10 protein-coding genes are annotated in these 13,563 nt (G+C 70.9%); 8 read left to right on the top strand and 2 right to left on the bottom strand.

Annotated features, from left to right (window positions below; genetic code table 11):
- The first annotated feature begins 142 nt into the window (after positions 1–142).
- Complete coding sequence (locus OG875_RS06900) at positions 143–2,104, top strand: acyl-CoA dehydrogenase family protein (RefSeq protein ID WP_330173346.1); 1,962 nt, start codon at positions 143–145, stop codon at positions 2,102–2,104.
- A 65-nt stretch (positions 2,105–2,169) separates the two neighbouring features.
- Here the strand turns inward: OG875_RS06900 and OG875_RS06895 are convergent, their stop codons facing one another.
- Positions 2,170–3,384, bottom strand: a complete 1,215-nt coding sequence (locus OG875_RS06895) for a glycoside hydrolase family 64 protein (protein WP_330173345.1) — start codon at positions 3,382–3,384, stop codon at positions 2,170–2,172.
- 462 nt (positions 3,385–3,846) lie between these two features.
- On the opposite strand from OG875_RS06895, the gene OG875_RS06890 reads away from it, so the two are divergent.
- The 7 genes from OG875_RS06890 to OG875_RS06860 all read left to right on the top strand — a co-directional run bounded on the left by OG875_RS06890 (position 3,847) and on the right by OG875_RS06860 (position 12,340).
- Positions 3,847–4,671, top strand: a complete 825-nt coding sequence (locus OG875_RS06890; protein ID WP_330173344.1) for a hypothetical protein — start codon at positions 3,847–3,849, stop codon at positions 4,669–4,671.
- Positions 4,672–4,842: 171 nt separating this feature from the next.
- Entirely contained in the window at positions 4,843–6,105 is a 1,263-nt protein-coding gene (gene dxr, locus OG875_RS06885; RefSeq protein ID WP_330173343.1) for a 1-deoxy-D-xylulose-5-phosphate reductoisomerase, read from the top strand.
- Complete coding sequence (locus tag OG875_RS06880; RefSeq protein ID WP_330173342.1) at positions 6,102–7,403, top strand: M50 family metallopeptidase; 1,302 nt, start codon at positions 6,102–6,104, stop codon at positions 7,401–7,403. Before dxr ends, OG875_RS06880 begins: the two co-directional genes overlap by 4 nt.
- 288 nt (positions 7,404–7,691) lie before the next feature.
- On the top strand, positions 7,692–8,846 hold the full coding sequence (gene ispG, locus OG875_RS06875) for a flavodoxin-dependent (E)-4-hydroxy-3-methylbut-2-enyl-diphosphate synthase (RefSeq protein WP_330173341.1): 1,155 nt from the start codon (positions 7,692–7,694) through the stop codon (positions 8,844–8,846).
- A gap of 263 nt (positions 8,847–9,109) precedes the next feature.
- Positions 9,110–9,952, top strand: a complete 843-nt coding sequence (locus OG875_RS06870) for a GNAT family N-acetyltransferase (RefSeq protein WP_330177627.1) — start codon at positions 9,110–9,112, stop codon at positions 9,950–9,952.
- A 15-nt stretch (positions 9,953–9,967) separates the two neighbouring features.
- The gene (locus tag OG875_RS06865) at positions 9,968–10,543 is read left to right on the top strand and encodes a GNAT family N-acetyltransferase (RefSeq protein WP_330173340.1); all 576 of its coding nucleotides are present in this window, start codon (positions 9,968–9,970) and stop codon (positions 10,541–10,543) included.
- 96 nt (positions 10,544–10,639) lie between these two features.
- A complete protein-coding gene (locus OG875_RS06860) occupies positions 10,640–12,340 on the top strand; it encodes a proline--tRNA ligase (RefSeq protein WP_330173339.1) in 1,701 nt (566 codons plus the stop codon).
- A gap of 287 nt (positions 12,341–12,627) precedes the next feature.
- Here OG875_RS06860 and OG875_RS06855 read toward each other — a convergent pair whose 3' ends face one another.
- On the bottom strand, positions 12,628–13,548 hold the full coding sequence (locus OG875_RS06855) for an aminoglycoside phosphotransferase family protein (protein WP_330173338.1): 921 nt from the start codon (positions 13,546–13,548) through the stop codon (positions 12,628–12,630).
- Positions 13,549–13,563: the final 15 nt, after the last annotated feature.

The following is a 13,563-nucleotide window of genomic DNA, read 5'->3' as shown; positions in this document are numbered from 1 at the left end:
GCGGCCGGACTGGCTGGGCCCCTGGTAATCGGGTAGATACGGACGAGTAGTACCGGCCGGTACTTAACCCACCAGGGCGTCACCACACCGCCTTGGCCGGTCGGGCCCATCGACCCGACGTTCGCGGCGAGGTGAGTTCCCGATGTCCGCTCCATCCGATTCCTTCGACACGGCCCAGGCCCCGGAGCCCAAGGTCTCCGAACGCGAAGCACGACAGGTGGCCGAGGCCGCCCGAGAGCAGGGCTGGCGCAGGCCCAGCTTCGCCAAGGAGCTCTTCCTCGGCCGTTTCCGGCTCGATCTCATCCACCCCCACCCCGCACCCGCCGCGGAGGACGTACGGCGCGGAGAAGCCTTCCTGGCCACGCTGCGGGACTTCTGCGAGACCCGGATCGACGGTGCACGGATCGAGCGCGAGGCGCGCATCCCCGACGAGGTCGTGGCCGGCCTCAAGGAACTCGGCGCCTTCGGCATGAAGATCGACAGGAAATACGGCGGCCTCGGCCTCACCCAGGTGTACTACAACAAGGCCCTCGCCCTGGTCGGCATGGCGAACGCGTCGATCGGCGCGCTGCTCTCCGCGCATCAGTCGATCGGCGTACCGCAGCCGCTCAAGATGTTCGGCACCCAGGAACAGAAGGACGCGTTCCTGCCGCGTCTCGCCCGTACCGACATCTCCGCCTTCCTCCTTACGGAGCCCGACGTGGGATCCGACCCCGCCCGGCTCGCGACCAGCGCCGTACGCGACGGGGACGACTACGTGCTGGACGGCGTGAAGCTCTGGACGACCAACGGCGTCGTCGCGGACCTGCTCGTCGTGATGGCCCGCGTACCGAAGTCCGAGGGGCGCCGGGGCGGTATCACCGCCTTCGTCGTCGAGGCGGACTCGCCCGGCATCACCGTGGAGAACCGCAACGCCTTCATGGGCCTGCGCGGTCTGGAGAACGGGGTCACCCGCTTCCACCAGGTGCGGGTCCCGGCGGCGAACCGTATCGGCCCCGAGGGCGCCGGTCTCAAGATCGCGCTCACCACGCTCAACACCGGCCGCCTCTCGCTGCCCGCCATGTGCGTCGGCGCCGGCAAGTGGTGCCTCAAGATCGCCCGTGAGTGGACGGCGGCGCGCGAACAGTGGGGCAAGCCCGTCGCCCACCACGAGGCGGTCGGCGAGAAGATCTCGTTCATCGCGGCGACGACGTTCGCCCTGGAGGCCGTGGTCGACCTGTCGTCCCAGATGGCCGACGAGGACCGCAACGACATCCGTATCGAGGCGGCGCTGGCCAAGCTGTACGGCTCCGAGATGGGCTGGCTCATGGCGGACGAGCTGGTCCAGATCCGCGGCGGACGGGGCTTCGAGACGGCGGACTCCCTGGCGGCCCGGGGGGAGCGCGCCGTGCCCGCCGAGCAGGTCCTGCGCGACATGCGGATCAACCGGATCTTCGAGGGCTCCACGGAGATCATGCATCTGCTGATCGCCCGCGAGGCGGTCGACGCCCACCTGGCGGTGGCCGGCGACATCATCGACCCGGACAAGACGCTGTCCGACAAGGCGAGGGCGGGCGCGGGGGCGGGCGCCTTCTACGCGCGCTGGCTGCCCAAGCTCGTCGCGGGGCCCGGTCAACTCCCCAACTCCTATGCGGAGTTTCACCCCAAGGGGCACCCGGATCTCGCGGCGCACCTGCGCTACGTCGAGCGGTCGTCGCGCAAGCTCGCCCGCTCGACCTTCTACGCCATGTCGCGCTGGCAGGGCGGCATGGAGACCAAGCAGGGATTCCTCGGCCGCGTCGTGGACATCGGGGCGGAACTGTTCGCGATGAGCGCGGCCTGCGTACGGGCCGAGATGCTGCGCACCACGGGGGACCACGGCCGTGAGGCGTACCAGCTCGCCGACGTCTTCTGCCGGCAGTCGCGGATCCGTGTGGAGGAGCTGTTCACGCGGCTCTGGTCCAACACCGACGACATCGACCGCACGGTCGTCAAGGGCGTGCTGTCCGGGACGTACGCGTGGCTGGAGCAGGGCATCGTCGACCCGAGCGGTGACGGCCCCTGGATCGCGGACGCCACACCGGGCCCCTCCCGGCGGGAGAACGTCCACCGGCCGATCGACTGACCGAACACGGACCGGGCCGCGTCCTCCTCACGGAGGGCGCGGCCCGGCCATGACGGGGCGTCGGCTCAGCTGAACGGGTCGAGCGTGAGGAACGCCTCGCGCGGGTCGCCGTCGTGCACCAGCGACTCGTGGGCCCCGACGTCGTCGAAGGCGAAGGCGTACGCCTTGCCGTCAACCATCTGCTCGTGGATCTTCCGCGCGTAGTGGTTGGTGACGGAGTCCTTGTAGAAGTCCGCCGCGCTCGCGTCGGGCTGGTTGGGGTTGGTCAGCAGCGTGGAGCGGTTGAACCCCGCGCACAGGGTGCGTGAAATCGGGCCCCGTACTTGGTCGTTGGGCGCGTCGAGCAGCTTGTAGCAGCCGAAGATGCTGTCGGCGTCCGGCTTCTGGAACGACGTGACCACGGCGCCCGAGGTGTTGGTGAAGTTCATGACGTTGCCGGAGACCCGGCCGACGTACTTGACGTTCGGCTGATTCGTGAACGGGGTCACCGTGAGTGGGGAGTTGGCGTACTTCGCCCACACCCGGTCGATGTAGTCGTTCATGACGCCGGCCGGCAGGGCGCCGGACGCGACACCGTGACCGGGCGCCAGAGCCCGCAGGACGGTGCCGTCCGACCGGGTCCGGATCAGTCCGGCCCAGCCGCCCGGCTGGCTCCTCAGCGAGTTGAAGAAGCCGTTGTAGCCGCCCGGCTTCAGGTGCCCCGTGGTCTTGGTGGTGCCGTTGGGAAGCTTGACCCCGACGGCGTACGGCGCCGAGAACATGTCGACCTGGGTGCTGTTGATCCACAGACCGGAGTCGTTGAGCGTGTACTCCGACCAGTTGAAGAGGATGTTGCTGTTCGGGTCGCTCGGATTCTGTACGGCGGGCTGTACCAGGCCGCCGGTGGCGAGCCGGAAGTCGAGCTTCTGCCCGTACGAGAAGTAGACCCGCCCGGAGAACTTCGGCAGCCGGATCGTCATGCTCTGGCCCTGGGCCGGGCCCGCGATCGAGGCGTCGGGCGCGGGGGTCGGCGGGTTGCCGCCACCGGGCCAGGCGTGGAAGGTGCCGCCGGCGTCGGCCCAGCCCTGTCGGCCGGACGAGAGCTCCGTACCGAGGTTGTAGATGTAGACCTGTTCGCCGCGGCCGGAGTTGTTCGTGATGGTGAACGGAATGGTGCTGGGGACCGCGGCCTCGGCCGGGACCACGGCCTGGGCCGGGGTTCCCGTGGTCAAGGCCGTGAAACCGGTGGTGACAACCACCGCGGCGGCCAGCGAAGCCAGCAGCTTGCGTATCGCAGGCACTCGCTCTTCCTCCTCGTCAGGTGAGTCCGTGTGGGGACAGTGGGGGGCGGAATCTGACGTACGGACGCCGCCGGTGAGGCGGGGTACCACCGAAGGGCCGGACGGCGGACCGGAAGCCGGAAGTGGGGAGACCGGAAGCAACCGCGCTGCCCTTCAGGTACAGACCTTTCTGAGAGCGCTCTCAGAATTGCGCCACCCGTATGGCGTGTCAATGAGGAAGTCACAACTCGCGGAAGACAACTTCACCCGGAGCGGTCGCCCGGCCCGCCCCGTGGGCGAGCTGACGGCCCGTACACGGCATAGTTTGCCGTGATGTGACCCTATGCGCGCGCAACTTGCCCGGCCGGGCGGGCGGTTCGTCAGGCTCTCTCGGCCGGACGAGCCTGACGAAACCGGGGCAGCAACGGGGCACCCGAGGGGACGGACGGCCGACGGGGCCGTCGACCGACGACGGGGGCAGGCATGGTCGAGGCACGGACCGAGGAAAGACCGGCGGGTCGGCGCGCGTGGCGGCGCCCCGTGGCGGCGCTCGCTCTCGCCGGTGCCGTCCTGACCGGTGCGGCGGCCTGCGGCGACGGGGCGGGCGACGGCGGGAAGGGCGGCGGGAGTGCGCGTACGGACGGCAGGGCGTCCGGGGCCGCGCCGGGCCCCTCGGGCGCGTCCACGGCCTCCGGCGCGTCCGGCGGCACCGGGGCCCTGACTCTGCGCGACCTCACGGCCCTCGCGTTCACCGACGGCGAGAGGATGGGCAAGTACGCCGCCGCCGAGATGATCCTCGGCACGCCCATCGATGAGGACTACACGGCCGACCCCGCTGTCTGCCAGCCCTTCGTCAGCCTCACCGAAGGCGCCACCGCCTTCGATCCCGTGTCCGAGGTCAACCGCGAAGTCAGCGCCGTCGAGGACATGTGGGGCGGAACGATGGTTGACGTTCAGCTCCGCTCCTACGACGGAGACGAAGCCGCCTCCGTCATGAAGGCGATCGGTGCCGCCGAGAAAGCGTGCGCGGGCGGCTTCGTGGAGGAGCGGGCCCTGGCCGAGGGCCAGTACCTGAAGGCGGAGCCGGTTCCGGCACCGGACGTCGGCGACGAGGCGCGGGCGTACCGCTTCACGATCCTCGATGTGAAGGGCAGGCTGAAGCTGTACGAGTACCTCACCGTCGTACGCTCCGGCCCCACCACCCTCTCCTTCCGCGCCGAGACCCTGGACACCAAGGACTTCGGCGGGGTGCCCGACGAGGTCGTGGCGGCACAGTGGAAGAAGTTCGAGGCAGCCGCGACGGACTGACCGGCGGGCCGTCCCGCCGCACCGTCGCGCGTCACCCTCTCCCGCAGAGCCCCGCCGACCGCGTCCCCGGGGCGTCCGCGCCCCGTGTCGCGCACCGCGCCGCCCCGATGACGCGCCCCGTTTTCGCCCCTCACCGTCCGCGCCGTGGCCCGATGCGGCAAGAATGGGGCCATGAGCGACAGTCCAGCCCCCCTCGCCGACCCCCATATCGCCTTCGACGCGTCCGAAGGCCGCCGGGACATCGTCGTCCTCGGCTCCACCGGGTCCATCGGCACCCAGGCGATCGACCTGGTCCTGCGCAACCCCGACCGTTTCCGTGTCACCGCGCTGTCCGCCGCAGGCGGGCGCGTCGGACTGCTCGCCGAACAGGCGCGCCGGCTCCGGGTCCGCACCGTGGCGGTCGCCCGTGAGGACGCCGTGCCGACGCTGCGCGAGGCGCTGGGGGCGGAGTACGGCTCCGAACCCCTCCCCGAGATCCTCGCGGGGCCGGACGCCGCCACCGACCTCGCGACGTCCCCATGCCACACGGTGCTCAACGGCATCACCGGATCCATCGGCCTCGCGCCGACCCTCGCCGCCCTGAAGGCGGGCCGCACGCTCGCCCTCGCCAACAAGGAGTCCCTGATCGTCGGCGGGCCCCTGGTCAAGGCGCTCGCCCGCCCCGGGCAGATCATTCCGGTCGACTCCGAGCACGCCGCCCTCTTCCAGGCCCTCGCGGCGGGCACCCGCGCCGAGGTGCGCAAACTGGTCGTCACGGCCTCCGGCGGCCCCTTCCGCGGCCGTACGAGGGCGGAACTGGCCGACGTCACCCCCGACGCCGCCCTCGCCCACCCCACCTGGGCGATGGGCCCCGTGATCACGATCAACTCCGCGACCCTCGTCAACAAGGGCCTGGAGGTCATCGAGGCGCACCTGCTGTACGACATCCCCTTCGATCGCATCGAGGTCGTCGTGCACCCGCAGTCGTACGTCCACTCGATGGTGGAGTTCACGGACGGCTCGACTCTCGCCCAGGCCACGCCGCCCGACATGCGCGGCCCGATCGCCGTGGGTATCGGCTGGCCGGTACGGGTGCCGGACGCCGCTCCGGCCTTCGACTGGTCCACGGCGTCCACCTGGGAGTTCCTCCCGCTCGACAACGAGGCGTTCCCGTCGGTCGGACTCGCCCGGCACGTCGGATCGGTGGGCGGCACGGCCCCGGCGGTGTTCAATGCCGCCAACGAGGAATGCGTGGAGGCGTTTCTCGCCGGACGGCTGCCGTTCAACGGCATCATGGACACCGTCACCGAAGTCGTCGCCGAGCACGGACAGCCCTCCGGGGGAACCTCGCTCACCGTGGCGGACGTCCTCGACGCGGAGACCTGGGCGCGCGCCCGCGCCCGCGAAGTGGCAGAGAAATTCGGCGAAGCACAGCCAGCGGAGGCTCGCGCATGACGATCCTGTTGACAGTCCTCGGCATAGTGATCTTCGCCGTTGGGCTGCTCTTCTCCATCGCGTGGCACGAGTTGGGCCACCTGTCGACGGCCAAACTCTTCGGCATCCGGGTGCCGCAGTACATGGTCGGGTTCGGCCCCACCCTCTGGTCGCGCCGGCGCGGCGACACCGAGTACGGGATCAAGGCGATCCCGCTCGGTGGCTACATCCGCATGATCGGGATGTTCCCGCCGGGCGCCGACGGACGGATAGAGGCGCGGTCCACCTCCCCCTGGCGCGGCATGATCGAGGACGCCCGCTCGGCCGCCTTCGAGGAGCTGAAGGAGGGCGACGAGACCCGGCTCTTCTACACGCGCAAGCCGTGGAAGCGCATGATCGTGATGTTCGCGGGACCGTTCATGAACCTGGTCCTCGCCGTCGTGATCTTCATGGGCGTCGCGATGAGCTTCGGCTTCCAGACCCAGACCACCGAGGTCGCCGGCGTCCAGAAGTGCGTCATCTCGCAGAGCGAGGACCGTGAGAAGTGCGCCGCGGGGGACCCCGTATCGCCGGCCCGCGCCGCCGGTCTTCAGGAGGGCGACAGGATCGTCGCCTTCAACGGAGAGCGGGTCGAGAAGTGGTCCGTGCTCTCCACCCTCATCAGGGAGACGATCGGCCCCGCCACCCTCACGGTCGAGCGTGACGGCAAGGAGCAGGTCCTCCGGGCGACGCTCGCGAAGAACATGGTGGCGGAGAAGAACTCCGACGGGGAGGTCGTCCCGGACAAGTTCGTGCCCGCCGGCTACCTGGGCTTCGCCGCGGCCACCGAGATCGTCCCGCTCTCCTTCGGAGAGTCCGTCGACCGCATGGGCGACATGATCGTGACCGGTGTCGAGTCGATCATCGCGCTGCCGTCCAAGATCCCCGATCTGTGGAACGCCGCCTTCTCCGACGGCGAGCGCAAGGACGACTCACCCGTCGGTGTCGTCGGTGCCGCGCGGATCGGCGGCGAGGTGATGACGCTGGACGTCCCGGCCCAGAACCAGGTGGCGATGATGCTGTTCCTGCTGGCCGGATTCAATCTCTCGCTGTTCCTCTTCAACATGCTGCCGCTGCTGCCGCTCGACGGCGGGCACATGGCCGGTGCGCTGTGGGAATCCGTACGCCGCTCACTCGCCCGCCTCTTCAAGAGGCCGGACCCGGGACCGTTCGACGTCGCCAAGCTGATGCCCGTCGCCTACGTCGTGGCCGGGATCTTCATCTGCTTCACGCTGCTGGTGCTCATCGCCGACGTGGTGAATCCCGTCAAGATCATGTAGTCGGCGACGGGCGCCCGGCCCCGGCCGCGTGCCCGACCTCCTTCGTACGGCAGGACGCACGTAGCGCCGCACGGCGGGACGTACGGCCGATCGACCGTACGACGGCGAACGGGCCGTGTCGCCGGGACGGCCAACGCCTTGCGGCCGGGTGCACCTTCGCACCCGGCCGCAAGCCTTCGGGTGGTTTGCGCGCAGCGCTGTGCTCCTACCGGGTGCCGGTGCCGTAATCTCGATGCTGGAGCCCGCCGAACTCGGGACCGCGATCCACACCTTGGGGTTGTACTGCAGATGACTGCGATTTCTCTCGGAATGCCGGATGTTCCGACGAAGCTCGCCGACCGGAGGGTCAGCCGGAAGATCCAGGTCGGCACGGTGGCCGTCGGTGGTGACGCGCCGGTGTCGGTGCAGTCGATGACGACGACACGTACGTCCGACATCGGGGCGACCCTCCAGCAGATCGCCGAGTTGACGGCGTCCGGGTGCCAGATCGTGCGGGTGGCGTGCCCGACGCAGGACGACGCGGACGCGCTCGCGACGATCGCGTCCAAGTCCCAGATCCCGGTGATCGCGGACATTCATTTCCAGCCCAAGTACGTGTTCGCGGCCATCGACGCCGGATGCGCGGCGGTCCGGGTCAACCCGGGCAACATCAAGCAGTTCGACGACAAGGTCAAGGAGATCGCGAAGGCGGCCTCCGCGGCGCGGACGCCCATCCGTATCGGGGTCAACGCCGGATCCCTGGACGCGCGGCTGCTGCGCAAGTACGGGAAGGCGACACCGGAGGCCCTGGTCGAGTCGGCTCTGTGGGAGGCGTCGCTCTTCGAGGAGCACGGCTTCCAGGACATCAAGATCTCGGTGAAGCACAACGACCCGGTCGTGATGGTCAACGCCTACCGGCAGCTGGCGGCCCGCTGCGACTATCCGCTGCACCTCGGTGTCACGGAGGCCGGCCCGGCGTTCCAGGGGACGATCAAGTCGGCGGTGGCGTTCGGCGCGCTGCTGAGCGAGGGCATCGGCGACACGATCCGGGTGTCGCTGTCCGCGCCGCCGGCGGAGGAGGTCAAGGTCGGCCTCCAGATCCTGGAGTCGCTGAACCTGAAGCAGCGGCGGCTGGAGATCGTGTCGTGCCCGTCGTGCGGGCGGGCGCAGGTGGACGTGTACAAGCTGGCGGACCAGGTGAGCGCGGGTCTGGACGGCCTGGAGGTGCCGCTGCGCGTCGCCGTGATGGGCTGTGTCGTCAACGGTCCCGGCGAGGCCCGTGAGGCGGATCTGGGCGTCGCGTCCGGCAACGGCAAGGGGCAGATCTTCGTCAAGGGCGAGGTCATCAAGACGGTGCCGGAGTCGAAGATCGTCGAGACCCTCATCGAGGAAGCCATGAAGATCGCCGAACAGATGGAGAGGGACGGCATCGCGTCGGGCGAGCCCGAGGTCTCCATCAGCTGACGGCCCCCGCGCGAGGGCCGACCCGTCCGCGACCGGTGCGGGGGCTTCTCGGAGCCGTACGCCCGCGGTCTCACCGCCCACGGCTCGGCGCCCGGCCCCTCGCCCCCAGGGCCTCACGTGTCGCGCACACGGCTCCGTCAGGGCCCCGTTCCCCACGCCTCCGGGCGTCCGGGGAGCGGGGCCCTGACGCGTACGCGGCACACCGCGGGAGCGGCGGGTACAGTGCGGAGAATCGGCAGACGTATGGTGAGGCCCTTCTCGTGTTGACGCAGACCACCACCCGGGTGCTTGATCCGGGCGAACTCGACGCCGCGCTCGCCATTCTTGACAGTGAGCCCGTCGCCAACGCGTTCGTGACTGCGCGCGTCCGGACGGCGGGCCTCGACCCCTGGCGCCTCGGCGGCGAGATGTGGGGCTGGTACGCGGACGGGCGGCTGCGCTCGCTCTGCTACTCCGGCGCCAACCTGGTGCCGATCTGCGCGCCCCCCGAGGCTGTACGGGCCTTCGCGGACCGCGCCCGCCGGGCGGGCCGCCGCTGCTCCTCCATCGTCGGCCCCGCCGAGCCCACGGCGCTTCTCTGGCGGCTGCTGGAGCCCAACTGGGGCCCCGCCCGCGAGGTTCGCGGGAATCAGCCCCTCATGGTCACCGAGCGGGTCCCGGACACGGTGCGGCCCGACCCCCTCGTCCGCCGCATCCGCAAGGACGAACTCGAAACGATCATGCCGGCCTGTGTGGCGATGTTCACCGAGGAGGTCGGCGTCTCACCGCTGGCCGGCGACGGCGGGCTGCTCTACCAGGCGAGGGTGGCCGAACTCGTTGGAGCCGGGCGCTCGTTCGCCCGTATCGACGACGGCAAGGTGATCTTCAAGGCGGAGATCGGCGCGGCCACGTCGCGCGCGTGCCAGATCCAGGGCGTCTGGGTCGCCCCCGAGTTCCGCGGCCGGGGCCTCTCCGAGACGGGGATGGCGGCCGTCGTACGGTACGCGCTCGCCGACGTCGCCCCCGTCGTGAGCCTCTACGTCAACGACTACAACACCCCGGCCAGGGCCTCCTACCGACGGGTGGGCTTCCGCGAGGTGGGCGCGTTCATGAGCGTCCTCTTCTGAAAGTAGGGTTCGGCCATGCCCAGCGTGCCGAGCTTTCCCGGGAGCGGCTCCCCGGTCCCCGACGTACGCGTCGGCCCCATCGACCTCGCCGCGCGCGTGGACGAGGCGCTCGCGGTACAGGCGCTCGCCTTCGGGCTGAGCGAGGGCGAGATCGGCGTACGGCGCCAGATCGTGCTGCGGCACCTCCTGGTGCCCGGTGCGCGCGCGTACGGGGCGGTCACGCGCGAGGGGCGGCTGGCCGGCTTCGTCTACGGCATGCCGAACGACCGTTCCCACTGGTGGTCCACGGTCGTGGAGCCGTATCTGCGCGCGGAGGGCGTCGACGGCTGGCTGGACGACTCCTTCGTGATCACGGAACTGCATGTCCACCCGGCGTTCCAGGGCCGGGGCACCGGGCGCGACCTCATCACGACCGTCACCGACCTCGCGCGGGAGCCCCGCTCGATCCTCTCCGCGATCGACATCGAGAGCCCCGCACGCCGCCTCTACCGCGCCCTCGGCTACCAGGACCTGGCGCGCCGGGTCGGCTTCCCGAGCGCCGCGAAACCGTACGCCGTGATGGGCGCCCCGCTGCCGCTGCGGCGCCGCTGAGCCCCGTACGGGGCGGGATTACTGATTTCCGCCTGCCGGTCCGCCCCGGCTAACCTCCCTGGCAACAACCGAGAAGAAACCGCAGGAGTGCTCCCCATGTCCCAGGTCCAGCGCATGTCCCGACTGATGGCCAAGACACTGCGCGACGATCCGGCGGACGCGGAGACCCTCAGCCACAAGCTTCTGGTCCGCGCCGGGTACGTGCGGCGCACCTCGGCCGGCCTCTGGAGCTGGCTCCCCCTCGGTAAGAAGGTCCTCGACAACATCGCGGGCGTCGTGCGCGAGGAGATGGACGCCATCGGGGCGCAGGAAGTACTGCTGCCGGCGCTGCTTCCCAAGGAGCCCTACGAGGCGAGCGGTCGCTGGGACGAGTACGGCGACCTGCTCTTCCGCCTCAAGGACCGCAAGGGCGGCGACTATCTGCTCGGTCCCACGCACGAGGAGATCTTCACCCTCGTCGTGAAGGACCAGTGCACGTCCTACAAGGACCTGCCGGTGATGCTCTACCAGATCCAGACGAAGTACCGGGACGAGGCGCGGCCCCGCTCCGGCGTGCTGCGCGGCCGTGAGTTCCAGATGAAGGACTCGTACTCCTTCGACACCACCGACGAGGGCCTCGCCGAGTCGTACGCGCTCCACCGCGGCGCGTACCAGAAGATCTTCGCGCGCCTCGGGCTCGACTACCGCATCGTCTCCGCGGTCTCCGGCGCGATGGGCGGCTCCGCGTCCGAGGAGTTCCTGGCCCCGGCCGCCGCCGGCGAGGACACCTTCGTGGACTGCCCCAACGGCGACTACTCCGCCAACACGGAGGCGGTCACGTTCAGCACCGGCCCCGTCGACGGGTCGGCGCACGGGCCCCTGGAGGAGCTGGACACCCCCGACACGCCGACCATCGAGACGCTGGCCGCGTTCCTGGGCGTCCCGGCCTCCGCGACGCTGAAGAACCTGCTGGTGAAGGTCGACGGGGAGATCACCGCCGTCGGCGTTCCCGGTGACCGCGAGGTGGACCTCGGCAAGCTCGGCGAGCACTTGGCGCCCGCCGTCGTGGAACTGGTCACGGCCGAGGACTTCGAGGGCCGGCCCGACCTGGTACGCGGCTACGTCGGCCCCCAGGGGCTGAAGATCCGCTACATCGCCGACCCGCGCGTCGCGCCCGGCACGGCGTGGGTGACCGGCGCGAACAAGGCCGACACCCACGCGCGCGACGTCGTCTGCGGACGCGACTTCGAGGTCGACGACTACCTGGACGTCGTGGTCGTCGAGGAGGGCGACCCCTGCCCCGTGTGCGGCGCCGGACTGAAGCTGGGCCGCGCCATCGAGATCGGCCACATCTTCCAGCTGGGCCGCAAGTACGCCGACACCTTCCAGCTCGACGTGCTGGGGCAGCAGGGCAAGCCGGTGCGGGTGACCATGGGGTCCTACGGCATCGGCGTCTCCCGCGCCGTCGCCGCGCTCGCGGAGCAGACCGCCGACGAGCAGGGTCTGTGCTGGCCCCGTGAGATCGCGCCGGCGGACGTGCACGTCGTCGCGGCGGGCAAGGCGCTCCAGACGGAGCTGGCGCTCGACGTCGCCGAGAAGCTGGGCGCGGCGGGGCTGCGGGTGCTCGTGGACGAGCGCCCCGGGGTCTCGCCGGGAGTGAAGTTCACGGACGCGGAGCTGATCGGTGTGCCGTGGATCCTGGTCGCGGGGCGCCGCGCGGGCGACGGAGTGGTGGAGCTCAAGGACCGCCGCACCGGGGAGCGCGAGGAACTCACCGTCGCCGAGGCGATCGAGCGCCTCACGGCTGTCACGGCCTGACGCCGTCGCGGCCCACGAGGCCGCCCACGAGGGAAGCGCGTACGGGGTACGGGGCGGGCGGCAGGACCGGATGACGGTGACGCACCCGCCCCGTACCGCCCCGTCCCTGCGCCCCGTGCTCGGCCTGGTCCCCGTCATCCTCCTCGGCACCGGGCGCGTAGGGCCGCCTGCGCCGCCCCGTCGCCGCCCTTATCGCTCCGTACCGCCCCGTGAGGCCCGTCTGTACGGCGCGGCGCCGGGGAAACGGTGACGGGCGCGTGGGGACGTGTCCCCGGGGGCCGTACGCGCTACAGCCAGCCCGCGAACTCAAGCAACAGTTCCGCGTCTTGGCGCCGTCCGGCGCCCAGCGCGCGAACACCCGACTCCACCGCGCGGAACAGGGTCCAGCCACGCAGCCGCTCACGGTCGATGTCCAGCGAGTCGGCCAGCCTGGTCACACGGCGCCGCGTCGCCGCGGCGCCCGACGCCGCCGCGACCAGATCCTCCACCCGGTCGCGCACCAGGCGTGCCAGGTCGTACGCGCGCTCGCCGACCACGGGCGCGGGGCCGACCGCCAGCCACGGCGACCGGTCGCCCGCGAGCACCTTGCCCTGGCGGAACGCCCCGTGGAGCAGGAACGACTCCGACGCGGCGTCTCCGGGGCCGCCCCCGTCACCGCCCCCGAGCAGTTCCACGCGCGCGTCGAGCGCCGCCGTGACGAGCGGAGCGACCTGGGGGTCGGTCGCCGCCCGCATCGCCGTCGCCTGCCGCTCCGTCCGCCCGGCGACCGTTTCGAAGCCGTGGCCGGCGGGGGGTTCGACCCACAACTTCCGCACCGTTCCCGCCGCTTCGAGCAGCGCCTTCGCCTCGGCCAGGGAACGCAGTGACGTCTCGGAGTGGAGCCGCTCCAGCAGCAGCGCACCGTCGGAGCCCGAGATCAGTTCCACCGCGCCCCAGCCCCTCCAGTGCGCCAGCGCCGCCCGCTCCGCCTCCGGGGCCGCGAACGGCGGCGCCACCTTGAGCGCGGCGGGGGCCCCGTCGGGACGCCGTACGAGCACCACCAGGCTGCTCCGGCCACCCGGCACCACCACCCGCTCGACCGTCAACTCCCGCCCCGTCACCGCGTCCTGGGCGATCCCGGGCAGCCGCCCGAGCCACTCTCCAGCTACGGACGCCCCGTACGTCTCGCCGAGGGCGCGCACCAGCCGCTGCGGCGGTTCGAAAGCCATGCGCGCCCAGTTCCC

It is taken from the genome of Streptomyces sp. NBC_01498 (assembly GCF_036327775.1).
Lineage (GTDB): Bacteria > Actinomycetota > Actinomycetes > Streptomycetales > Streptomycetaceae > Streptomyces.
Note: the sequence above shows the minus strand (reverse complement) of the source record. Positions and strands in the feature narration are given on the sequence as shown.